Annotated in this window: 26 protein-coding genes; 10 read left to right on the top strand and 16 right to left on the bottom strand. The window is 64.0% G+C overall.

The genetic code is table 11. From position 1 onward, the window contains the following. The first annotated feature begins 118 nt into the window (after nt 1-118). The gene (locus AC1DVS_RS06650; protein ID WP_478021468.1) at nt 119-457 is read left to right on the top strand and encodes a hypothetical protein; all 339 of its coding nucleotides are present in this window, start codon (nt 119-121) and stop codon (nt 455-457) included. 21 nt (nt 458-478) lie between these two features. On the opposite strand, the gene AC1DVS_RS06655 is transcribed toward AC1DVS_RS06650, so the two are convergent. The 6 genes from AC1DVS_RS06655 to AC1DVS_RS06680 form a co-directional block, all read right to left on the bottom strand. Continuing rightward, nucleotides 479-895: a cupin domain-containing protein gene (locus tag AC1DVS_RS06655; protein ID WP_478021469.1), complete on the bottom strand. Its 417-nt coding sequence runs from the start codon at nt 893-895 to the stop codon at nt 479-481. Continuing rightward, nucleotides 892-1,713: an alpha/beta fold hydrolase gene (locus AC1DVS_RS06660; protein ID WP_478021471.1), complete on the bottom strand. Its 822-nt coding sequence runs from the start codon at nt 1,711-1,713 to the stop codon at nt 892-894. Before AC1DVS_RS06660 ends, AC1DVS_RS06655 begins: the two co-directional genes overlap by 4 nt. Before the next feature lie 125 nt (nt 1,714-1,838). After that, nucleotides 1,839-2,816: a phosphatase PAP2 family protein gene (locus AC1DVS_RS06665; RefSeq protein ID WP_478021473.1), complete on the bottom strand. Its 978-nt coding sequence runs from the start codon at nt 2,814-2,816 to the stop codon at nt 1,839-1,841. 152 nt (nt 2,817-2,968) lie between these two features. Further along, nucleotides 2,969-3,979, bottom strand: coding sequence for a GlxA family transcriptional regulator (locus tag AC1DVS_RS06670; protein ID WP_478021475.1), 1,011 nt, complete (start codon nt 3,977-3,979; stop codon nt 2,969-2,971). A 58-nt stretch (nt 3,980-4,037) separates the two neighbouring features. Then, nucleotides 4,038-4,310 (bottom strand): DUF4242 domain-containing protein, encoded by a 273-nt coding sequence (locus AC1DVS_RS06675; protein WP_478021476.1) that lies wholly within the window; start codon nt 4,308-4,310, stop codon nt 4,038-4,040. Nucleotides 4,311-4,416: 106 nt separating this feature from the next. Then, on the bottom strand, nt 4,417-4,878 hold the full coding sequence (locus AC1DVS_RS06680) for a hypothetical protein (RefSeq protein ID WP_478021477.1): 462 nt from the start codon (nt 4,876-4,878) through the stop codon (nt 4,417-4,419). Nucleotides 4,879-5,096: 218 nt separating this feature from the next. Here AC1DVS_RS06680 and AC1DVS_RS06685 point away from each other — a divergent pair, with 218 nt between their 5' ends. Continuing rightward, entirely contained in the window at nt 5,097-5,468 is a 372-nt protein-coding gene (locus AC1DVS_RS06685) for a GFA family protein (protein ID WP_478021478.1), read from the top strand. A 97-nt stretch (nt 5,469-5,565) separates the two neighbouring features. Here the strand turns inward: AC1DVS_RS06685 and AC1DVS_RS06690 are convergent, their stop codons facing one another. Continuing rightward, nucleotides 5,566-5,733, bottom strand: coding sequence for a hypothetical protein (locus AC1DVS_RS06690; protein WP_478021480.1), 168 nt, complete (start codon nt 5,731-5,733; stop codon nt 5,566-5,568). A 199-nt stretch (nt 5,734-5,932) separates the two neighbouring features. Here AC1DVS_RS06690 and AC1DVS_RS06695 point away from each other — a divergent pair, with 199 nt between their 5' ends. After that, nucleotides 5,933-6,454: a YciE/YciF ferroxidase family protein gene (locus tag AC1DVS_RS06695; RefSeq protein WP_478021482.1), complete on the top strand. Its 522-nt coding sequence runs from the start codon at nt 5,933-5,935 to the stop codon at nt 6,452-6,454. A gap of 64 nt (nt 6,455-6,518) precedes the next feature. Further along, entirely contained in the window at nt 6,519-7,157 is a 639-nt protein-coding gene (locus tag AC1DVS_RS06700; RefSeq protein ID WP_478021484.1) for a cysteine hydrolase family protein, read from the top strand. Nucleotides 7,158-7,605: 448 nt separating this feature from the next. Here AC1DVS_RS06700 and AC1DVS_RS06705 read toward each other — a convergent pair whose 3' ends face one another. Beyond that, nucleotides 7,606-8,382 (bottom strand): hypothetical protein, encoded by a 777-nt coding sequence (locus tag AC1DVS_RS06705; RefSeq protein WP_478021486.1) that lies wholly within the window; start codon nt 8,380-8,382, stop codon nt 7,606-7,608. A gap of 159 nt (nt 8,383-8,541) precedes the next feature. Here AC1DVS_RS06705 and AC1DVS_RS06710 point away from each other — a divergent pair, with 159 nt between their 5' ends. After that, the gene (locus AC1DVS_RS06710) at nt 8,542-9,105 is read left to right on the top strand and encodes a hypothetical protein (protein ID WP_478021487.1); all 564 of its coding nucleotides are present in this window, start codon (nt 8,542-8,544) and stop codon (nt 9,103-9,105) included. Between the two features lie 100 nt (nt 9,106-9,205). On the opposite strand, the gene AC1DVS_RS06715 is transcribed toward AC1DVS_RS06710, so the two are convergent. The 5 genes from AC1DVS_RS06715 to AC1DVS_RS06735 all read right to left on the bottom strand — a co-directional run bounded on the left by AC1DVS_RS06715 (nt 9,206) and on the right by AC1DVS_RS06735 (nt 12,530). Then, a complete protein-coding gene (locus AC1DVS_RS06715) occupies nt 9,206-9,655 on the bottom strand; it encodes a hypothetical protein (RefSeq protein WP_478021489.1) in 450 nt (149 codons plus the stop codon). Nucleotides 9,656-9,818: 163 nt separating this feature from the next. After that, on the bottom strand, nt 9,819-10,628 hold the full coding sequence (locus AC1DVS_RS06720) for a DUF6454 family protein (protein WP_478021491.1): 810 nt from the start codon (nt 10,626-10,628) through the stop codon (nt 9,819-9,821). Between the two features lie 93 nt (nt 10,629-10,721). Then, complete coding sequence (locus tag AC1DVS_RS06725; protein WP_478021493.1) at nt 10,722-11,144, bottom strand: hypothetical protein; 423 nt, start codon at nt 11,142-11,144, stop codon at nt 10,722-10,724. Between the two features lie 75 nt (nt 11,145-11,219). After that, complete coding sequence (locus AC1DVS_RS06730; RefSeq protein ID WP_478021495.1) at nt 11,220-11,579, bottom strand: VOC family protein; 360 nt, start codon at nt 11,577-11,579, stop codon at nt 11,220-11,222. A 9-nt stretch (nt 11,580-11,588) separates the two neighbouring features. After that, nucleotides 11,589-12,530, bottom strand: coding sequence for a threonine ammonia-lyase (locus AC1DVS_RS06735; RefSeq protein WP_478021497.1), 942 nt, complete (start codon nt 12,528-12,530; stop codon nt 11,589-11,591). A 93-nt stretch (nt 12,531-12,623) separates the two neighbouring features. On the opposite strand from AC1DVS_RS06735, the gene AC1DVS_RS06740 reads away from it, so the two are divergent. The 4 genes from AC1DVS_RS06740 to AC1DVS_RS06755 all read left to right on the top strand — a co-directional run bounded on the left by AC1DVS_RS06740 (nt 12,624) and on the right by AC1DVS_RS06755 (nt 16,052). Next, nucleotides 12,624-13,103: an Lrp/AsnC family transcriptional regulator gene (locus tag AC1DVS_RS06740; protein WP_478021498.1), complete on the top strand. Its 480-nt coding sequence runs from the start codon at nt 12,624-12,626 to the stop codon at nt 13,101-13,103. Between the two features lie 121 nt (nt 13,104-13,224). Further along, nucleotides 13,225-13,368: a hypothetical protein gene (locus tag AC1DVS_RS06745; protein WP_478021499.1), complete on the top strand. Its 144-nt coding sequence runs from the start codon at nt 13,225-13,227 to the stop codon at nt 13,366-13,368. Between the two features lie 268 nt (nt 13,369-13,636). After that, the gene (locus AC1DVS_RS06750; RefSeq protein ID WP_478021501.1) at nt 13,637-14,428 is read left to right on the top strand and encodes a hypothetical protein; all 792 of its coding nucleotides are present in this window, start codon (nt 13,637-13,639) and stop codon (nt 14,426-14,428) included. 118 nt (nt 14,429-14,546) lie between these two features. Further along, the gene (locus tag AC1DVS_RS06755) at nt 14,547-16,052 is read left to right on the top strand and encodes a hypothetical protein (RefSeq protein WP_478021503.1); all 1,506 of its coding nucleotides are present in this window, start codon (nt 14,547-14,549) and stop codon (nt 16,050-16,052) included. On the opposite strand, the gene AC1DVS_RS06760 is transcribed toward AC1DVS_RS06755, so the two are convergent. Then, the gene (locus tag AC1DVS_RS06760) at nt 16,049-16,540 is read right to left on the bottom strand and encodes a hypothetical protein (RefSeq protein ID WP_478021505.1); all 492 of its coding nucleotides are present in this window, start codon (nt 16,538-16,540) and stop codon (nt 16,049-16,051) included. The genes AC1DVS_RS06755 and AC1DVS_RS06760 overlap by 4 nt on opposite strands. 98 nt (nt 16,541-16,638) lie before the next feature. Further along, nucleotides 16,639-17,073 (bottom strand): hypothetical protein, encoded by a 435-nt coding sequence (locus tag AC1DVS_RS06765; protein ID WP_478021507.1) that lies wholly within the window; start codon nt 17,071-17,073, stop codon nt 16,639-16,641. Nucleotides 17,074-17,548: 475 nt separating this feature from the next. On the opposite strand from AC1DVS_RS06765, the gene AC1DVS_RS06770 reads away from it, so the two are divergent. Continuing rightward, on the top strand, nt 17,549-18,673 hold the full coding sequence (locus AC1DVS_RS06770) for an endo-1,4-beta-xylanase (RefSeq protein WP_478022097.1): 1,125 nt from the start codon (nt 17,549-17,551) through the stop codon (nt 18,671-18,673). Between the two features lie 425 nt (nt 18,674-19,098). On the opposite strand, the gene AC1DVS_RS06775 is transcribed toward AC1DVS_RS06770, so the two are convergent. Further along, nucleotides 19,099-20,067, bottom strand: a complete 969-nt coding sequence (locus AC1DVS_RS06775; protein ID WP_478021508.1) for an alpha/beta fold hydrolase — start codon at nt 20,065-20,067, stop codon at nt 19,099-19,101. Nucleotides 20,068-20,187 lie beyond the last annotated feature (120 nt).

The raw sequence follows: 20,187 nt of genomic DNA on the forward strand, positions 1-20,187 counted from the left end.
TGTTGAGCCGAACGGGCGGGATACGCCGGCGGTTCCGATCCTCTTTTTTGACAGGCAAAACCCCAGTTTCATTTATCATACTTGCTGCGATGCAGCATTTTGGTGTATGAGAAGGCCCATGAAACTTCCCGCCGACAGCGATAAGGGCGCACCCAGCGGCCCCGTTCCAACCATCTTCGAGGCAATCGTGCGCAAGCAATGCGTCATTGCGACCTATAATCGCGTGACCATGACGCTTGCACCGCACGTGATCTATACGAAGCATGGCGACCTGTTCATCGATGCGGTGGCGATCGACCGGGACGGCAAGCCGCCCAAGGAAGTGAAGCTCGGCACCTTCAAGCTTGCCGGCCTCAACGATCTCAAGCTGACCGCGCGCAGCTTTCCGGCGAACCCGTTGTTCCATGCGAATGACGCGAAATATGCCGAAGCTTTGATGGCGGTCGAAGCGGCCTGACCACGAGGAGCCGCCGCTGCTTCAGGCCGGCTCCCAACCTTCTGGTGCAAGCTCAAACCCGGCGAACTCGAACGCCGGCGTCACGACGCAGCTGACCAGCACCCAGCCATGCCGAGCCTCAGCCGACTGCCATGCGCCGGTTGGCACAATCGCCTGCGGCACCTGATCCGCCAGTACGTCGCCACCGAGCAGATACTCTCCGCGCTCGCCATCATCGACAAGCAGCGCCAGTGGGCTCCCCGCGTGCCAGAGCCACAGCTCCGCCGCATCGACCCGGTGCCAGTGCGAGCGCTGCCCCGCTTCGAGCAGGAACAGAATCGCGGTTGCCAGCCCGCGACCGGTTTCGGGCGCGGGCTGGCGGAAGGTCTCGCGGTACCAGCCGCCCTCCGGATGGGGCACGAGCTCCAGCTTCGCGATGAGGGCGGCTGCATCGCTCATGACGTGATGAAGGCCAGCAGGTCGGCATTCAGCACATCGGCATTCACCGTGAGCATGCCATGCGAATAGCCGGGGTAGATTTTGAGCGTCGGCTTCTGGACCAGCTTGGCCGAAAGTACGGCCGCGTCGGTATACGGCACGATCTGATCGTCATCGCCGTGCAGAATCAGGCAGGGCACGTCGATCTTCTTCAGATCCTCAGTGAAGTCAGTCTCCGAAAAGACCTTGATGCATTCATAATGGGCCTGGGCCGAACCCATCATGCCTTGTAGCCACCAGTGATCCATCGCGCCTTGCGAGATTGTCGCGCCTTCGCGGTTGAAGCCGTAAAAGGGGACGGGCACCTCCTTGTAGAACTGCGCGCGGTTCGCCGCGAGCTGGCGGCGGAGATCGTCGAACGCTGCGATTGGCGTGCCACCAGGATTGGCTTCGGTCTGGACCATGATCGGCGGCACCGCACTGACCAGCACTGCCTTGGCAACGCGCGCGGTGCCGTGGCGGCCGAGATAGCGTGCGACTTCGCCGCCGCCAGTCGAATGGCCGATCATCACCGCATCCTTCAGGTCGAGATGCTCGAACAACTCCGCGAGATCGTCCGAATAGGTGTCCATGTCATGGCCGGTCCAGGTCTGGCTCGACCGGCCATGGCCGCGCCGGTCATGGGCAATCACGCGGAAGCCGTGCTGGAGGAAGAACAGCATCTGAGCGTCCCAATCGTCAGCGCTCAGCGGCCAGCCATGGCTGAACACGATCGGCTGGCCGGTCCCCCAATCCTTGTAGAAGATTTCAGTGCCATCCTTGGTGGTGATAAAGCTCATGATGAGGCCTCCCTTGGGGGGTGAAGGGTCGATTGCCGAGTGGATGCGAGCCCCGGATTCGGGACGGGCACGACATTACCAAGGTGGAACGATGCCTGCCACGTTCAAGGGGCAGGCCGAGCCTTTCAGGCGGCGGGCTCGTATGCGGCAAGCCGGAACCGCACCTCCGCGACGACGCCGAGTGCGGCTACCGCAACCAGCGCCCCGGCGATCATGTCGGTGAGATAGTGTGTGCCCTCCACCGGGATCGACAGCAGCATCGCGACGTTGATCACCAGCAACGGCCAGCGCAGCCTGCGGAAGGGCCATGCGGTCGCCACATAGAGGATCGCGCTCGCGGTGTGGAAGCTCGGTGCCGACACCAGCCCGCGCAGCGCGCCGAGGTCGACATGGCTGATGTCGTGCCGCCGCAGCTCGGGGATCAGCGACATCTGATAGAGCGCGCTTTCGGGCATATAGGGGATCGGCCCGCGCCACAGAAAAGCGAGCGGCCCCTCTGCCGGCAGGAAGGGGAAAAGCGACAACGACAATACCGCCGCCAGCCAGAAGGCGGCGATGAAGCCGCGCGCCGATGCGCGGTGTCCGGTCCAGGCGAAATAGCCGAGCAGGATGGCGGGCGAGACGAAGATGCTCTGATAAGCCGCGGTACCGAGCAACTGTAGCGAGCGGTGCGCCGCGACAACGTCGTACCAGGCGATCCAGTTGAAACGGAGCAGGGCGTCGATCTGCTGGAGCGCCGGATCGACAAAGCCGTGGCTGCCGGCTGAGAGCGGATAGGTGGCGGTCGCGCCGATCAGCGCGATCAGCGTGAACAGGCCGAAATATTCGCTGATGTCGCGCGCGATGCGCTGCACGCGGCTTGCCGGTCGGCGGTACACATAGGCGATGATGACCAGCAAGGCGGCGATGCCGGCGAACACCATGGGCGCAACGGCCAGCGGATCGATCCTGAGATGCTCCCACGCCATCATCCCGATCAGCACGACCAGACTGGAGACGGCAGCGCTCACCAGCCACTTGCCCGGCACGAGCCCGGGCTCGTTCGCGTGGAGATGCTCGGGGGAGTGGGAAATCAGAAACGATGATCGGGTCGGAAGATACACGTATGCGCCTGGCTGGAGGCGGAGCCAGCGCTCCGCCCGAGGGTCTTGATCACGATGATGTGATGTGGGCTCTCTAGCGTGAACTTTATGTGACAGCCAGATGAAGATATCGCCAGAACGCCCGGCCGAGTCCTGATCCTGATCAGCCCGGCTCAGTTCAGCTCGGGGACCGCATGGCCGCGCACACTGAGCGGCGCAAAGAGGCGCCTGTATTCGACAGGTGTCATGCCGGTGTCGCGCTTGAACAGGGTGCGGAAGAAGGAAACGTCATCATAGCCGATCTCCGAGCTGATCGTTTGGATCGGCCTCGCATCGCGCTCGAGCATCGCCTTGGCCGCCTCGATGCGGACTGCCTGGAGATAGGCCGCCGGCAGGCGCCCCGTCGCTGACTTGAAGTGCCGCACAAAGGTGCGTTCGCCGAGCCCGGCGCGATCGGCGAGCATGCGGGTGGGGATCTCGTGCCGGAAATTGGCCTGGAGGAATGCCTCGATCGCGCGGATGCGCTCATCGTCATGCGGCTGCGATACCGGGAGCATCGCATAGCCCGACTGATAGACCCGTGGCATCGGCAGCAGCAGCGCCCGCGCGCATTGCACCGCGACTTCATGACCGCACAGCTTCTCGACCAGATAGAGGCTCACATCGATCGAGGCGCCGACCCCGCCGCTGCACAGCACGCGCGAATCTTCGGTCACGAACAACTCCGGCCGCCAGCGCACCCGCGGGTAGCGCGCGATGAAGGAGTCGCATACCGCCCAATGGGTTGTCGCGATCCGGCCGTCGAGCAGGCCGGCCTCGGCGAGATAGGCGGCACCCATGCACACGCCGACGACATAGGCGCCGGCATCGTAATGACGGCGCAGATGCGGGAGGAGCGCACTATTCTCGATCAGCTTCATGTCGAGCTCGAGCCCCGATGTCGGGACGATCAGGATGTCAGTGTGCTCGACCGCATCGATTGGCCCGCCCGGCACGACCGACAACCCGCTCGGGCTGCGGACCGGTGCGCCGCTGAGCGACACGGTCCGCACCCGGAAAGCAGGCTCGGCGGGGGAGCCGTGAATGTCGTGCCACAGCGCCCCGGCCGAGTGGAAGATCTCGGCGGGCATGATCGCGGTGGACGACAGGCCGTCGTCGAGCAGCACAACCGTCACGTCGAGCATCGGTCCGTCCCCATTCTCTCTGCCTTGCGGCCTTTTCGAGCGCTGCCAGGGGTCTGCGTCAACCCGCGGTGGTCGGGTCGATCATGCGCACGACCTCAGTGATGCGCGTCGCGGGGAAACCGCTGAGCCGGGCATGGTCCTCGATCGCCGCTTCGTCCTCGGCGAGATAGATGCAGAAGGTCTTGTCCGCAGCGACGAAGGATTCGAGCCATTGCACGCGTGGAGCAAGCTGGGCGAGCGCGCTGTTCGAGGTTGCGGCCGCGCCCTTCAGTTCGGCGCCGCCAAGCTTGTCGACGCCGGGAATGGCGCGTTCGATGACATATTTCTTCATCAGCAGTCTCCTTGCGCTGTTGCAGGCAGCTACATGCCGCCTGTCGCGAGGAGAGGGGAGGTGCGATCCCGACAATGAACAGGGGCGATCGCGACGCCGAGGGATATCAGCGCGCCGGGCGCACAGTGAGTGGGCGACCAGTCTCGGTGTCGAAATAATGGGTGCCGATCAAGGTGCGACGGTGGTGGATCTTCTCACCGATCTTGGGGCGCTGGCCGGTGATGGAGGTGGTCCATTCGCTGCCGTCGGCAAGGCGGATTCGGTAGAGCCCGTTCCGCAGCAGCGAGGCGCCGGCGATCCGGCTGTCGAAGGTGCGGTTCGGGTCAGTGCTGGCAGATGCGGAAGCTGCGCCGGCGCTTCGGGTGCGTTCGGGCTGGCCGCGTTCCGGCGAGGCCGGACTGGAGGCGACGGGCGGCTGGATCGGGTTGGCCTCGCGCGTGTCGTAGCACGCGAGACGGCGGGCCGGATCGGCAATCGCGCGGCAATCCTCCGTCTGTTGTGCAGCCCCCGCGCTACCACCGATGAGAAGGGCCGCCGAGATCGCTGCCAGCCGATATGCCCAGACCATCACCAATTCCTCTTCCCTATATCCTATATCTTATCGGCATTAGCGTGGCTGAGCCCCGCGCGCCAGAGCCCTCAATTGATCGTTCAAGGACGCGCCGCGTCGAGCTGAGGCGAAGGGCTGATCGCGGATCCTGTTACAGAAGCGCGCGTCGGAGTTGAATCGCGGCAACCCCAGACGAGCGCCGTGCGTACTCACCCAACAGCAAATGGAGCGCCGACATGACATTGACCGCCCACTGCCATTGTGGCCGCAACGCCTTCGAGATCGACGGCGAACTGCCGGAGAAGCTGACTCGTTGCACCTGCTCCTTCTGCTCGAAGCGCGGACATCTTTATGCCTATTACAAACCGGCGCAGCTCAAGGTGACTGAGGGCAATAGCGACGCCGTCTATCGATGGAAGACGAAGGCGATCGCCAACCATTTCTGCAGCGCCTGCGGGTGCGACCTTTACGCCGACAGCCCCGATTTCCAGCGCGACGGGAGCTGGGATGGGAAGAGCCGGCGGATCGCGGTCAATGCGCGGCTGTTCGATGATTTCGAGGCGGCGGACTGGCCGGTGACGGTGTTGGATGGGAAGCATCTGTGGTGAGGGTTAGGGCCCCGGATCTGGACGCCCGCCGCTGATGAGCCGGGTGCCCACCGCTCGATCCCCTCCCGCTAGCGGGAGGGGAGGAAGAAGTCCTCGATCAGGCGGCGACGGCTTTGCTGCGGGTTGCGATGAGGTTCTTCAGGACGGCGATGCGCTGTCTTTCCTCGGTCCAGTCCTTCGAAGGGCGGGCCTGGACCTGATCGAGCAGGGCGCGCAATTCCTTCTCCCATTGCTCGCCATTGATGCCGGACATGTCATTCTCCATGCGTTGCGTTCCTGGAGCGGAACGATCGCCGTGCACAGCAGGTTCCCGCCCGTAGAAACCCGTCTTAACCCAGGTCAGCCTAATTTACCGGACGATTGCCGCAACTTGCCAGGCCAACGCTCGTTTTCCTGACACGCCGGGCGAGGCCTGTTGCGGCCTTCGTTCGGCGACCATCTCATCTTTACTGTGGAGACCGGCAATGGGCTTGTTTTCGAAGGATATCGCGACTCTGGACGACCTCTTCGTCCACACGCTGCAGGACGTTTATTACACCGAGAAGCAGATCACCGAGGCGCTGCCGACGATGATCGAAAAAGCGACAGCGCCCGATCTCAAGGCCGGGTTCGAAAAGCATCTGCGGGAAACCGAAGGGCAGATCGCGCGGCTCGAGCGCGTGTTCCAGATGCATGGCGAGGAGCCGAAACAGGTCGATTGCCCCGCGATCGACGGCATCATCAAGGAAGCCAATGAGATTGCGGGTGACATCAGCGACAAGGCAGTGCTCGACGCCGCACTGATCGCGGCGGCCCAGGCTGTCGAACATTATGAGATCACGCGGTACGGCACGTTGATCGCATGGGCGAAGCAGCTTGGGCGCAGCGACTGCGCGTCAGTGCTCGCCGAAACGCTCGCCGAGGAAAAGGCGACTGACGAGAAGCTGACGCAAATGGCTGAGACCAAGGCCAATGCGAAAGCGGAGCGAGCGACCGAGCCCGCATGAGCGGATCGCACGAACCGTTGCCCGGGCCGCTTCGGCGGTCCGGGACCGGCAGGCATGACCTTTCATGACCTCGTCGGCCGAAAACAGCGAACGCGTGCCGCAGGCGCCAAATCATGACCGGCAGCCGGGGCGTGTCGCGCTCCTGATGATCGACCTCATCAACGATTTCAGCTTTCCTGGCGGCAAGGAACTGCACGACCGGGTCGTGGACGCGCTGGAGCCGATCCGTGGCCTGCGCGACGCGGTCAAATCTGCGGGGGGTGTGACCATCTACGTCAACGACAATTTCGGCGAATGGCATTCCGACCAGTCGCGGCTCGTCGAGCGGGCGATCGAAAAGGGCAGCGTGGTCGCGCGGGAGCTGCGACCGCGCGCCGATGATTATTTCATCATCAAGCCGCAATTCTCCGGCTTCTACGCCACCAACCTGCAGGTGTTGCTGCCCAAGCTCGGCGCCGATCGGCTGATCCTGGCCGGCACCGCGACCGATATCTGCGTGCTCTTCACCGCGGCCGATGCGCATATGCGCGACTATGCCTTGTGGGTGCCGTCCGACGCGAATGTCGCCGAAGGTAACGATCGCCATCGCTGGGCGCTCGAGATCATGGCGCAGAGCATGGGCGCCGAGATCGAGCCGACGAGCCAGCTGACAGTATCGGGCTGGCTCGATCGGCTGGATGCTTCGTCCCCGGGGCGGGATTGAGGGATCGCCGGCACCGGCTCCTTGTAAATATCCAGCGCTGAGAAAGAATCGCCGGCGGAGCGGCGATGTCTGCGCTTTAGGCGAATGTGGTCGTTAGTTGAATCATGCGCGACGCCCGGCCATTCTGATGGAAGTGTGACATAATTCCGCGCGCATCCGGCGCCAAAATCGAGCTATAACAGCAGGTAGAGGCCAAAATATGCCTTGAATGGCGGGGAATTTTGTCATGCCTGTCGGGGGTAGGTGTAGCCGACAAGGGCGGTACTCAAGCCTTGGGGAGTCTGGCGCGACGCCGCGACTGAGGATCTCCATGGCACCCGGGTGTTGCACGGGTGGTTGTTGGGAATGTCAGCAGGATCGCTGACAGTTCCAACATCGGCCAATCGATAATGATGTTTGTTATCAATTGCTTAGTAGATATGCACCGATTGGCATCAACGCGCTGCTTCTAAGAATGCGACCTTGAGCGCTGCCGGCGATATTCCTCGTCGCGACGTTTGCGCTCTTGTTGCTCCTCCGGGCAGAGTGTGAGCTTCGCCGGGGCCGGTTCGCTCAGCGTAAACACGCCGTCGTTGAGGATTTCGACTGCGCCCGAGGCAGAGCGGCGCTGCATCACTTGCATGCAATAATCGTCGGAGTGGAGCCAGACGGCCTCGAACTGCGCCGAGGGCACCGCGATCTCGGTTCTTTCCCCGATGTCGAACGGATCGATCGAGAAGGAGTCGCGTGCGCCTTTTCTTCCCAAGCTGAAAGCCGTGATCGGGTAGGAAACAGGGGCGAATGGAGCGGAGGAAAACCCGAACTCCACACGATCCGCAATCCGCCAGGCGAATTCGTTGGCCGCGAAGCCGGCGAAAAGCGGCGTAAACAGGACCATTAGCACCTTCTTCGCTGTGCCCATCGACACCTCGGGGCCGGTGATGACGAACAATGAAAGAGGAATTCCGAGGATAAACCCGACGGCGCGCGTGATATTCAGCAGGTTGGAGTTGATCGGGGTGATCAACGACGTACTCGAGAATATAGCTTCCAGGCTGATCGGTACGCAGACGGCCAAAATGGCAAGTCGTCCCAGCCCGAACGACATGAGCCGCTCCCGCAGCCCGTTATCCTCGGCGACATATTGTTTCGCCGGTTGAACACGCGCCCGCGTCGACGGTGCTTCGACACCCGGAACGGAACGCCGGCCAAAGCCGCCTCCCGTCATATTGCGCCCGTTTTCCATTCGCCCGTCCTCTCACCAGCTGCCGTGATGACGGGCGAGCGATAAGATCGCGTTACCGGGCCTCAATCCGTTCTTTCAGGCCTGGATACGCGGGCGGGCCGATAACCAAACCGAAACTACCAAAGCGCCATATCGCTTCCGCAAGGGGCGGACACATTCATGCACATCACGAGCGATCAATTGCCCTTGCTGGTGAAGCTGCTCATGTTCGCGGTCGCCGTCCTGCCGCTGCTGATCGACAATCTGCGGACCATGCACGCGACCAACCTGAACAACTTCATCCTGGCGGCGGCCGGCCTGATCATGGTTGGAATCGAGCATAGTCTGGGATGGAGCCACCAGTCGCTTTCGGCGATTGGCGGATGGGTCGTTCTGGGAGTGATCGGCCTCGTGGTGCTCGCCTTTGTCAGTCAATTGCCGGGCGGCGCCGCCAAAACCCTGATGGCATTGCTGCTATGGTTTCCGGCGCCGGATTTCATCATCGTCTTATGGGTCGGATCCCTCCTCACCGCACTGATCGGTTTTACGACCAGACGGGATACGGCGATCGTGCCGCCCTTCGTTATCGCCTGTATCGGCGTCTGGTGCTTCAGCCATCCGGCTCTTGGACTTGGCGCCGGCGGAGCCCTGCTCCTGTGCGGCTGGTTGGCTTCGCGGCGGGGGCGATCCGATACGCCGGAGCGCATGGAGCGCGTCCGGAACCGTATCGCGAACGATATCTAGGGGCACGCCGGGCACCGCCTGCAATATTACAGCGTCTCTTGGATGCTGGCGGGGAAGGCCGCACGTCCCGCCTGGCAATGATTGCGGGCCAACCCCAGGCTCAGGGGACTCCGGTCGGGTCCCAGCGCATCTCTACGATGCCTGGAGAATCCGAGTTGTAATCGACAAAATGCCAGGCGGGCGTCGAGGAATAGAGCTTCACGCTGTAATCGGATCCGGTCTGGTCGGTGAAGGTCAGTTCGAACGAGCCCGATCCGACGCCCTCGGGTCCCTGGCCGTACACCCAGACGCCATAGGCAAATCTTTGATACGCCAGCGGCGGCTGATTGGTGACATAGGCGCTGGTGACCGAGGCGCCGGACGGCCCCACCACGCAGCTCGACAGATCGGTGCTGCCGTTGATCGCAAGCCAGCCAGCCTCGGGCAGCAACGGCGTCGCGCTGAGCGCCGAGCCGACAAAACTTCCACAGGTGGTGGAGGCGAAATCCGCGCCAGTGGTGGTGGGTTGATCGGTCGGGGTAATGTAGCTCATCGGCTCTGCATCGCTCATAAAGCATCTCCATGAGGCTCGCCGGGCGCCGGTAAGGCGACGGGTCCGGTGAGCCGAGCGCAAAAAAGCCATGGCAGGCCCGGGCGCGTAAGACCGGATCGTGGTTAAACAGCCGGACCTTGTTCTATCTCCCGCGCGGCGGCTGAGAGATCAGGGGGCAGGTTCAACCATGGCCACTCTGATCCCTGAGCCTGAAATGGAACAGGCGGCTCGGCCCGTCTTCGGGCACGAGGAACAGATCGCGGCCCTTCAGCGCCATGCCTTCGCCGGTATAGGGTCGGGCGCGGTCGGTTACACCGGTGCGCTCCGTTCGCGCGAGCTTCATCGAGGGCAAGTCGATCCAGTCGATCGTTCCGCTGAGCGGCGTCACGACCCCGCTCGCGACGAGCTGCTCGCCGACGAGCTTGATGTCCTGATAGGCCGTGGCGGAAGGGTTGGGCACGACGCGGACCTGTTTGCCGCTGGCCAGATCGAAGATGCGGAGCAACCGGCTGTCCCAATTGCCCGCGATGATGCTGTTGCCGGAGACTGCCACACAGCCGAGATGATCGGCGACATGGATCCTGCGGCGGATCTGCAGGGTGTCGGTGTCGATCTCTTCCAGCGTGGCTGAGCTGTTGGGCCTCATCTCCGCGACCGCAACCCAGATGGAGTTGCCGTGCAGTGAGAACCCGCCCGGATGATAGCGGGGGCCGTCGGTCAGCTCCAGGCGCCGCAGCACCTTGCCGGTGCGGCGGTCGAATTCATGGAGATAGCCTTTGCGGCTCGCGAGATCGACCGAGGTGATCCAGATGTGGCGGCTGTCGAGATCGACGCCCTGGACGTGGAACAGCTCACCGTCGAGGGGGAGGATATCCATGAACTGTGCGTTCTCGATCGGCTCGCTGCTTTCCTGCTGCGCGGTGGCGGCGGTGAGGCCCAGCAGCAGCAGGGAGAGGGCGGTCAGGGTGGACCGTATCCTTTTGCGGGTCATATCAAGACGCCTCCGGGGCTATGGTCACATCAGCAGATGCGCGCCCGGTAGCGTCGTTATGCGACGGTGATGTGAATGGGGTCGGCGGCCGGGTTAGCTGACCATTGCCTGCCGGATCATGCTCAACTGGCCTTCGACAGCGGTGATGAGAGCTTGGAAAGCCGGTAGATAGCCGGGTACGCGATCGGCGATTATCTCGGTCGGGATGTGCGCGCGGGGCCCGGCTTCGCCATCGACCCAGATCGATGCGAAGCTGGGGAAGAAATACGCCTTGCCGCCCCGGAACAGGAAGCAGAGGCCCATGGCGCCCTGCGGCCCCTGGCATGGCGTCATTCCCGACAGCTCTTCGATGAAGACGGGCGCCCCCCCGGGCGAGACACAGCCGAGATAATTGGCTGCCGAGCATAGAGGTGCCGGAACCCCGTTGCCGGCCGACGCCGGCCGCGACGGGGGCGTGTTGAGCGAGCGAGGTGCGCTCGCGACTTCGCCGGGCTTCAATCCTTTGCGTCCGAACATTCGCAAAACCTCTCCAGAATATTCGGCGCAGTGTAGGCGCGAAGGGCTTAAAATCGCCTTATCCGGTTGAGGCTTTCATGCCGGCGCGTGACAGACGAATTCGACGAGGCGATCGTCTGGATCGCGGAGATAGCCGGCATAATAATCGGGGTGGATGTGCGGGGCGATGGCAGGGGCGCGGTCGAGCGTATGGCCTGCCTGCTCACCGAGCGCGTAGATCCGGTCGACCGTGGGGCGATCGGGTGCGCGGAAGGCGAAGTGCACGTTGGCCGACGGCTCGCCTTCGACCAGGAAGAGATCGAGCGACAAGCCATCGCCAAAGCCCTTGGCCGGGCCGTCCACCCTGAGGGTGTAGCCGAGCGGGGCGAGCAGATCCGCGTAGAAGCGCGTGCTTTCGAAGAGGTCGCGGGTCTTCAGTTCGAGATGGTCGATCATGCTGGTTCCTCAGGCTGATGGCGGGATTGGGGTGTCGAGGTTGGCGCCGCAGAGCGGGATCATGACTTTCTGCCCACGCCATCGATCGGGCTGGGCGATCAGCGCGGCGAGGCCGGCGGCGCCGGCTGGCTCGACGATGAGGCCGAGATGCTCGGCGACCAACGCCATGGCGGCGCGGATGGCGTGATCGTCGACCAGCACCACATCGTCGATGACGCGGCGGACGCATTTGACGGCATAGGGGATGGGCACGCGCACCGCGATGCCGTCCGCGATGGTGTCGGCGCGCTTTCCCGGCGTCGGGGTGCCGGTCAGGACCGCCTCGGCCATGGCCGGTGCGCCGGCGGCGGCGACTGCGATGATCCGCACCCCGGGCGCGGCGTAGCGGAACCAGGCGCCGACGCCGGCGACAAGGGCGCCGTTGCCGAGCGGCAGCAGGATGTGATCGAACGCGTCGGCATCGCGCGACAGCTCGACACCGATCGACCCGGCGCCCTCTGCGATCGAGCGGACCGCGCCGTCTTCCACATAGAGGTGGCCGGCTTCGCGCGCATGGTCCTCGGCCGCCTGCTTGGCCGCGTCATAATCATGGCCGGCCAGCCTGACATCGGCACCGAGGCCTCGCATGGCGATGACCTTGCAGGCCGCGGCACTGGTCGCTGCGAAGACGGTGAGCGGGATGGCGCGACGGCGCGCGGCCCAGGCGAGGCCCTGGCCGAAATTGCCGGCCGATCCGCACACGAGATGGTCCGCGCTCGCCAGCCCGGCGACGAAGGCGCAGGCGCCGCGGCCCTTGAAGGAGCGGATCGGCGTGGCGGTCTCGTCCTTGAACTGGACGGTTGCGCCAATCGCCTGGTCGAGCGAGGTAGCACGGCGCAGCGGCGTGTCGAGAAAGGCGGGGTCGATCACGTCTCGGGTGGCGGCGATGCCGGTGGCGGTGGGGTAGGGCATGGCCAAAGGATAGGCGCAGAGCTCGCCGGAATTCGGCGAAGAGAGGCCGATGATTGCGGGAATCCGGCGCAATATCGCTATAGATGACGGATCATGGCGAAGACTGATCTCGATCGATTCGATCGCAAGCTGCTGCAGATCGTGCAGGGGCAAAACGGCCTGAGCGCCGATGTGCTGGCGGAACGCGTCGGCCTCTCGGCATCGGCGGTGCTGCGGCGGTTGAAGCGGCTGCGGCAGGACGGGGTGATCCTGGCCGAGGTCGCGGTGGTCGATCCGGCGCGGGTGGGGAAGCCGGCCTTCTTCATCGTCGCGCTCGAGATCGAGCGTGAGCGGCCGGAACTGATCGGGCGATTGCGGCAATGGATGGCGGCTGAAGAAGGCATCCAGGAGATTTTTTACGTGACCGGGACAGCGGATTTCATCCTGGTCGTCACCGCGCCCGACATCGAGGCCTATGACGCGCTGATGAGCCGGCTGCTGGCGGAGAACCCCAATGTGCGGCGGTTCACGACCAATGTGGCGCTTGGCGTGGGCAAGCGGAGCCTGGCGATCCCGATCGCGGTGGAGGATTGAGCGGCGACGAGAAATACGCTGGACGCGGGCGTTCGGCATGGTGCCGCTTTAGGCGCTCCGAGCCGGCGTTTGAATCAGGCGCGCGTTGGGGCGGCATGATCGGCGGACGTCATCTGCCTTGGTGGCCGAATGGTTCGCGCCCCTTCGGGCGCCGTCGAAGCGGCTGATCTGGTTCGGGGATTCGGCGCATATGGTGTATGAGGAGGAGCCGGGGAAGCTGCTGGTGAACCTGGTGACGGTGGTGCGGCCGCTGGCGGGGAGATAGGGGCTGGTCGGCGGGACTACCAAAGCTTCGTGGTCGCCCGGTATTTTGGGCGTAAGCGAACTGGCACCGCAAAAAAGGGGCTCACATGCCGACGCAGCGACAGACGGGTTCGACTTCGCGCCGGGGCGACGGCGCGACACTGCGGAGGCTGCTGTTGTCAGGCCCGATCTCGATCGCTTGTGCCTTGCTGGCGCCCGGTCCCGGCGATGCGCGTGCCAGGCCACAACGCGTTCGCGTGGTTTCGGCTGGGACTTCGGTGCTGTGGTCAATGGATAAGGCCCCAAAGCGGGTCTATCACTTCGGTGACCTGACGGTAACGATCAAAGGCGTGCCTGACGCTGATTCCAAGGGGTTCATCGAAGCCAGGGTCGTCGTTGAGGCGCCCGGCGCCAAACCAGTCGAGGTGCGGGGCGGTCCCGTCTCGCGCGGCCATCCACATCAACTCAGTTTCGGCAATTTCGGGCCGGGGAGGCCGGGTGTGCTGTTCGAGATCTACACTGGCGGGGCACATTGCTGCAACGAGATGACGGCTGTGACGGCCGAGAATGGGCGTCTCGATGTGGTGCCGCTCGGCAATTGGGACGGCGAGTATCTCAAGGGCTTTCCGACCGATCTCGATCGTGACGGTGTTGCCGATCTCCTCCGCACCGACGGGAAGTTTCTCTACGCCTTTTCGAGCTATGCGGGCAGCTATCCGCCGCCGAGGGTACTCAATGTGACGGGCGCGGGCGTGGTCGATGTTTCGAAGCGCCCCGCATTCCGATCTTTGTTCGCGAAGGATGCCGCCAGGGCAAGGGTTGCCTGCATCAGCAGCAAGTGGGCACGGAACGGGCCCTGTGCCGGCTATGTTGCGTCGTCCGCTCGCATTGGCAGATTTGCGCCGGCCTGGGCAGAGATGCTCAGACATTATGATCGCGACGACCATTGGCGGCTTCCGCCTGGTTGTCGTGTGACGATGATCGGGGGCGGGCAGTGCCCGGCGGTGTGGGTCGTGACCTATAAAAATTACCCCGAGGCGCTGCGGGCGTTCCTCGTCCGCAACGGCTATCTGGGGGGATGATGGTGCCCGCGGCCAAGTCGAGTTGAATCGATCGAACCTGCCGGCCCCCCCTCAACGATTGGCTCGCGCGGGATTTTGGCGCACCATGTGGCTTGTCATAGCCGATTGGGGGGAATCGATGCCGTCCGCACTTCGCAAGAGCCTGTTGCTGTCCCTTTTCGCGCTCGGCATCTCCGGATTGGCCGGGGTCGCGATGGCCCGGCCTGACTCTTCGGAGCAGGCCAAGAGCGAGCTCGATATCTGGCGGAAGATTGGCGATGCCTATGACCATGACGATTGCGCAACCGTCCTGAAGCTGGTCGCACCGCGCCTGAAGGCGCCCAAGGGCGTATCGGCCGAGATCCGGGCGATGGGCTATGATCTCGCAGTCACTTGCGCGTCGAAGACGGGGAAGGACGATCTGGCATATCGCTATGCCCTGGACAGCACGGCGAGCGAGGATGCAACAGACTGGGTCTGGCGCTTCCGCTTTGCGATCGAGCTGGAGAGGGACCAGTTCGAACCGGCCCTGACGACCGTCGAAGCGATGACCCAGGGGCGCGGCGCCGCGCTCAATGGGGTGCGGATTCAATGGATGTACCAGCTCTCGTCCAAGCTGAAGGCGCAGCATCGGGACGATCTGCGCCGGCGGCTGCTGAAGGTGCTGACTGCGAGTTACCGGCCCGACAATCCTTTCAATTCCATCGACAGCTTCCGTCAGGATTATGCCGGGATACTCTATGATGCCGGCGACAAGGCCGGTGCGGCAGCGCTGATCCACGATATCGACGATGCGAGGATCGCCAATGAGCTGAGCTTCGATCCGCGGTTCAGGCCGATGCTGGCCGCCGATTTCGATGTGCGGGCCGGCGTGGAGCGCAGCCTTGCCAGGGCACGCGACCTGATGCGGCAACATCCCGACCAGCTCGAGGCGATCGTTCAGGTCGCCGAACAGTTGCGGCGGTTGGGAAGGCCGCAAGAGGCGCTTGACGCACTTGAGGCCGCCCGCCCATCCATCGCGCAGAAGGGCGCCTTCAAGGACCAGGACGAAGAGCTCAACTGGTGGTGGAACGGGGTCGCCTCCACCCAGGCGATGCTCGGCCATTATGACGAGGCGATCGCGGCGTTGCGCTCGGGCGCGGAGGCCAAGGAACTGGGCCAGCTCAATGTCAGCCAGATGATCAACCTTGCCGAAGCGCAGATCCATTTCGGCAAGCCGCAAGAGGCGCTTGCGACGCTGGCGGTGTTCGATGGCCCGCCGCGCGCGGTGAGCCCTTATGGCGAGATGGAGATGCGCTATGCCCGGGGCTGCGCGAATGCGCTGGCGGGCCGCAAGGATGCGCTTGCCGCCGATCTCGCCTTTGCCAAGGCGCATGAGGCCGACCATGGCGAGGCGCTGAGCGATCTGCTGTTGTGCTCGGGCGATCTCGATGGCGCGGCCGCCGCCTTTATCCGCCGCCTGGATGATCCGGAGCGGCGGACCGGGGCGCTGCTGCAGCTCAGCGACTATGACGCGCCGCCGGTCGCGCGGCCGGACCCGGTCTATGCGCAGATGCCGGCGCTGAAGGCCCGGGCGGATGTACAGGCGGCCATTGCGCGCGCCGGGGGCACGCGGCGCATCCATCTGCAGCGCGACGAGCTTTAGGGGCGGCCCGAGGCGCCCGCGCCTTCAGCCGCGCAGGCCTTGAGCGCCTTCATCGCCGGGCCGGCTCCAGTCAGGGGCAGTGCGACGATAAGCTTCTCGTCCTTGACCAGCGCGAGGGTCTCGCTGGTCGCCATGCCGTCGATCAAGGCCTCGCCCTTGAGCCGCATCAGGCAGCCATTATGCCCCGCTCCGACGGCGCCGCGACAATCGAGATCGTCCCAGACCAGGTCGATCTTCTGGTTCGAGACCAGCGCCAGGGTGAGCGGCACGCTGATATCGGGCTTGACCCACAGCATCTTCTCGCTCGCGATCGTCACGTCGACCACGCCGTGCGCGGGGACATCGGCGATCAGCAGCAGCGCATCGGGATATTGGCGGACGATCACGCAGCCATAGGGCGCTCTCGCCAGCGCCCAGCCGGGCGGAAAGCTGTCGAGCGGGGTGACCTGCGCCAGCAGGGGCGCGAACAGCATCGGCAGCAGCGGCATTGTTTCTCTCCCCCGGCTTGCTGGCGATCGTTGAGGGGCGGCCTCATTCAGTCAAGCGCTTTTGGGGATCGGGGGAGGGCGATGCCGAGAGCCGGTGCTCAGCGCTGGCTGCAGGCGAGATCGACGATGCGCGCGGCGAGATCGGTCAGTTGGCCGCCGCGCGCCGCGGTCTGCTCGGCAATGCACTGCTCGCGCGAGGTGCCCGGGTTGATGTCCATGGCGCGTATCTCGCGCTGAAGTTCGGCAACCTCACGCCGCTCGATCCCATCGAGATCCTCGAGCCGCCTGGTGCCGCGCATCAGCGCCTGATAATTCGCCACTGCGCGGGCACGGATGAAGCCGGGAAAGGGGTGTGCCGGTGGCCAATCCTGCGCGGCCACGCGCAGAAGGAGGGCGGGATGCCCATCGGCATGCGGATCCACGTCGATGGACGTCTGGCCCGCTCCGCGCGCGGCAAGCGGCGAGCCCGCCATCACGAGCGCCGCCGCTGCTCCGCCTGCAATAGTCAGAAAGTGCCTGGGCCGGATGTGCATCGCCTGGTTCCTTGCTTTCCTGTCGTTTGAGGCCGGCCTTGGAGCGTCGGGTCCAATGACTGTTTTTCCGCCTTTCAGGTTGCCGTTTGCTGAACGCGACACCTCAGCCTCCACGGCAAGGACGTAAACCGGGAGGAGCTGACACAGTGTCGTAGCTACCTGATTGGGCGTTAAGGGCGCCGGCGCCGTAACTCGACCCACAGTAGCTTCGTCAATTTGTGCCATAAACGGGCCAGGGCGACGCGTAAAATAGCCGATATACGCAAAACTACGATGTTACGTACAATATATCTTTGGTATTGTAACTCGGCAGAGTCGCCGGTGAGATTTGTACATGCTCGCCAAGGTGACCGGCATAAGCGTAATAATTATTACGTTTCGGCGTTAATTCGGCACGGCCTGCCTGAATTGTCCGCGTTACTGTTATTCCAGAGAGAGTATTATGGCAGAAATTTCGCGCCGCGAGTCCCTCGCCATGGGGGCGGGGCTGGCATTGAGCGCTTTTGCGGGATCGGGGCGCGCAAGCGCGGCCCCGCTCGCCCCCGGGCCGTCCCTGACCCTGATCGCGCAAACCAAGCGCATCCGGTTTGGATCCAGCGTTCGCTGGGCTCTGGCCAGCGCCGACCAGGCAAGCTTCACCAACCCCGCTTATGCGGCGCTGGTCCTGGCCGAGTGCGGGCTGATCGTGCCCGAAAATGAGCTGAAGGCGCAGGTCATCCGGCCCGACCCGATCAACTACGACTTCAGCCGGTTCGACCCGATGCTCGCCTGGGCGATATCGAAGGGGCTGGCGGTGCGCGGTCACACTTTGTTGTGGCACCAGCCGCAATATATGCCGTCCTGGATGGAGACCTATAATTACGGCACCAGCCCCGCCACTGCCGCGGCGAAGATCCTGACCGACCATATCAACACCGTCTGCACCCGCTATATCGCGAGCATCAAGGAATGGGATGTCGTCAACGAGGCGGTGAATCCCGCCGACGGAAGCCTGTATTCGACCGCGCTCTCCCGGGCGATGGGCGGCGCGACCGCGGCGCTGGACCTCGCCTTCCGCACCGCGCACACGGCGGCGCCGCAAGCCAAGCTGGTCTATAACGATTATATGAGCTGGGAACCGCGCCAGGAAAAACATCGCGCCGGCGTGCTCGCGTTGCTCCACGGATTCCGCACGCGGGGCGTCCCGGTCCATGCGCTCGGGATCCAGTCGCATATCGTCGCCCAGACCACCAATGTGGCGCGCGATGCCGCCGCGCAGAGCATTGCATGGCGGGCCTTTCTCGATGAAGTGGTTGGGATGGGCTATGGGCTCGTGGTCACCGAGCTTGATGTGCGCGACAATAATCTCCCGGCTGACATCTATGTGCGGGACCGGGCCGCCGCGGATTATGCCAAGGCCTATCTCGAGCTGATGCTGAGCTATCCGTCGCTGGTGGACATTCTGGTCTGGGGAATGTGCGACCGCTACACCTGGCTGAAGACCGCCCTGCCGCGCGCCGACGGCCTCGCCAGCCGGCCATGCCCGTACAACAGCGACTATTATGCCAAGGCGATGCGCACGGGGATTGCGAACGCGATCACGGGGGCTGCGTTGCGCTGAGTGCTGCGGCGCGCGACGAGCGCACCGTGGCGATAATGTTCTCGACCGAGAGCGCAGCGAGAATTCCAGTCATGCGAAAGAACGGCGCGCACCGCTTTGGACGGTTCGCGGATGTCGCTATGGCGGGTTTCAGGCACGGGTTGAATCGAGGGGGCGCGTTCGCAGCGAAAATGTTGGACGTGTGACATAATTCGGCGCGGATTTCGGGGTCTGGAAGGGCTGGTACGAGGGGAATAGGCGGAAAACCGCGCGTGCCTGTTGGATAATTATGTCATGCCCAATGGGGGGTCATCGCAGTCACAGCATGAGGCGGGGCAGCGATCGTCCTCTCCGCAGCTGTTGGGAATGTCATGAGGGGTCACTGACATTTCCTATCTGTACAGAACATTGTACATGTGCGGTCGGGCGGCGCCATAATTCCACGATCAGGGATGCACCTCCGCCGGCACGCGCTTGCCGTCGATGAAGGCGAGGATCTGCTCCGCCAGCAGCTGCGGCCGCTCTTCCGGGATGAAATGCCCCGTGTTGCGGAACATCATGGTCGTGACGTTGCTCGCCGCGTGGCGTGCACTGTCGAAGGTCACTTCGCCGGCACCCGTTTCGGCGCCGATCGCCAGCACCGGAATGGTCAGCGGCTGCCGCGTGAACGCGCTATTGTCGCGGACGTCCTGGTCGATTGCGCGATAGAGACCATAGGTGGCCTGCATCCGGTCCTTGCGCGCATAGGCTCGCAAATAGGCTTGGACCGTCGCCGGATCGAAGGCTTCCGGCACGACGTGATAGCTGGGGGTCTCGTAGAACCAGCGGAGGAATTCGCGCTCGCGGCCGGTCACGATCCGCTCCGCATAGCCGGGGATGCGGAAAAAATCGAAGAACCATGCGAGGTTGGTGCGCGCCATCCAGGGGCCGAACGGCGCCCCCTCGATCATGACGAGCTTGTCGACCGCGTCGCGGAATTGCGCCGCATAGGCATAGGCGACCGGGCCGCCCCAATCATGCCCGACCAGCGTTGCATGCGCGAAGCCGAGCTTGCCCATCAGCTCGTGCATGTCCTGCGCCAGCGTCTTCTTGTCATAGCCGGATGGCTCGAGGCTTGAATCGCCCATGCCGCGAAGGTCCGGCACGATAACGGTAAAGCGCCGCGCGAGGAGCGGCGCCACTTCGCGCCATTCAAGTGAGGTCTCCGGCCAGCCGTGGAGCAGAAGCAGCGGCGGACCGGAGCCGCCGATCCAATAGTGGATCCGGACCTGCGACAATTGCGCGTCGTGCGCCTGGAATCCCGCCGGAACCAGTGTCGACACACGGGCGTCTGTCGGCTCGGGTGGTTTGGCCGTAGCGGGCGGGACAAGGGACAGCATCGCCGCGAGCAACGCAACACAACGCAAGATGTTCATCTTGAACTCCCGTCACTTAGACAAGAATCGGCCGCGAACTGCGCTGCCCGCTATTGGCGGTGCACGAGCCCGTTCGGGCGGCGCACCAACGTCGGACGCCGGAAATTGTTGCACCGCGCC

This window comes from Sphingomonas sp. P3_C5, assembly GCF_056402635.1.

Coding starts and splice junctions, on each gene's coding strand:
- AC1DVS_RS06650 (WP_478021468.1), top strand. CDS start 119: ATGAAACTTCCCGCCGACAGCGATAAGGGCGCACCCAGCGGCCCCGTT.
- AC1DVS_RS06655 (WP_478021469.1), bottom strand. CDS start 895: ATGAGCGATGCAGCCGCCCTCATCGCGAAGCTGGAGCTCGTGCCCCAT.
- AC1DVS_RS06660 (WP_478021471.1), bottom strand. CDS start 1,713: ATGAGCTTTATCACCACCAAGGATGGCACTGAAATCTTCTACAAGGAT.
- AC1DVS_RS06670 (WP_478021475.1), bottom strand. CDS start 3,979: ATGCTCGACGTGACGGTTGTGCTGCTCGACGACGGCCTGTCGTCCACC.
- AC1DVS_RS06675 (WP_478021476.1), bottom strand. CDS start 4,310: ATGAAGAAATATGTCATCGAACGCGCCATTCCCGGCGTCGACAAGCTT.
- AC1DVS_RS06680 (WP_478021477.1), bottom strand. CDS start 4,878: ATGGTCTGGGCATATCGGCTGGCAGCGATCTCGGCGGCCCTTCTCATC.
- AC1DVS_RS06685 (WP_478021478.1), top strand. CDS start 5,097: ATGACATTGACCGCCCACTGCCATTGTGGCCGCAACGCCTTCGAGATC.
- AC1DVS_RS06690 (WP_478021480.1), bottom strand. CDS start 5,733: ATGGAGAATGACATGTCCGGCATCAATGGCGAGCAATGGGAGAAGGAA.
- AC1DVS_RS06695 (WP_478021482.1), top strand. CDS start 5,933: ATGGGCTTGTTTTCGAAGGATATCGCGACTCTGGACGACCTCTTCGTC.
- AC1DVS_RS06700 (WP_478021484.1), top strand. CDS start 6,519: ATGACCTCGTCGGCCGAAAACAGCGAACGCGTGCCGCAGGCGCCAAAT.
- AC1DVS_RS06705 (WP_478021486.1), bottom strand. CDS start 8,382: ATGGAAAACGGGCGCAATATGACGGGAGGCGGCTTTGGCCGGCGTTCC.
- AC1DVS_RS06710 (WP_478021487.1), top strand. CDS start 8,542: ATGCACATCACGAGCGATCAATTGCCCTTGCTGGTGAAGCTGCTCATG.
- AC1DVS_RS06715 (WP_478021489.1), bottom strand. CDS start 9,655: ATGAGCGATGCAGAGCCGATGAGCTACATTACCCCGACCGATCAACCC.
- AC1DVS_RS06720 (WP_478021491.1), bottom strand. CDS start 10,628: ATGACCCGCAAAAGGATACGGTCCACCCTGACCGCCCTCTCCCTGCTG.
- AC1DVS_RS06725 (WP_478021493.1), bottom strand. CDS start 11,144: ATGTTCGGACGCAAAGGATTGAAGCCCGGCGAAGTCGCGAGCGCACCT.
- AC1DVS_RS06730 (WP_478021495.1), bottom strand. CDS start 11,579: ATGATCGACCATCTCGAACTGAAGACCCGCGACCTCTTCGAAAGCACG.
- AC1DVS_RS06735 (WP_478021497.1), bottom strand. CDS start 12,530: ATGCCCTACCCCACCGCCACCGGCATCGCCGCCACCCGAGACGTGATC.
- AC1DVS_RS06740 (WP_478021498.1), top strand. CDS start 12,624: ATGGCGAAGACTGATCTCGATCGATTCGATCGCAAGCTGCTGCAGATC.
- AC1DVS_RS06750 (WP_478021501.1), top strand. CDS start 13,637: ATGGATAAGGCCCCAAAGCGGGTCTATCACTTCGGTGACCTGACGGTA.
- AC1DVS_RS06755 (WP_478021503.1), top strand. CDS start 14,547: ATGCCGTCCGCACTTCGCAAGAGCCTGTTGCTGTCCCTTTTCGCGCTC.
- AC1DVS_RS06760 (WP_478021505.1), bottom strand. CDS start 16,540: ATGCCGCTGCTGCCGATGCTGTTCGCGCCCCTGCTGGCGCAGGTCACC.
- AC1DVS_RS06765 (WP_478021507.1), bottom strand. CDS start 17,073: ATGCACATCCGGCCCAGGCACTTTCTGACTATTGCAGGCGGAGCAGCG.
- AC1DVS_RS06770 (WP_478022097.1), top strand. CDS start 17,549: ATGGGGGCGGGGCTGGCATTGAGCGCTTTTGCGGGATCGGGGCGCGCA.
- AC1DVS_RS06775 (WP_478021508.1), bottom strand. CDS start 20,067: ATGAACATCTTGCGTTGTGTTGCGTTGCTCGCGGCGATGCTGTCCCTT.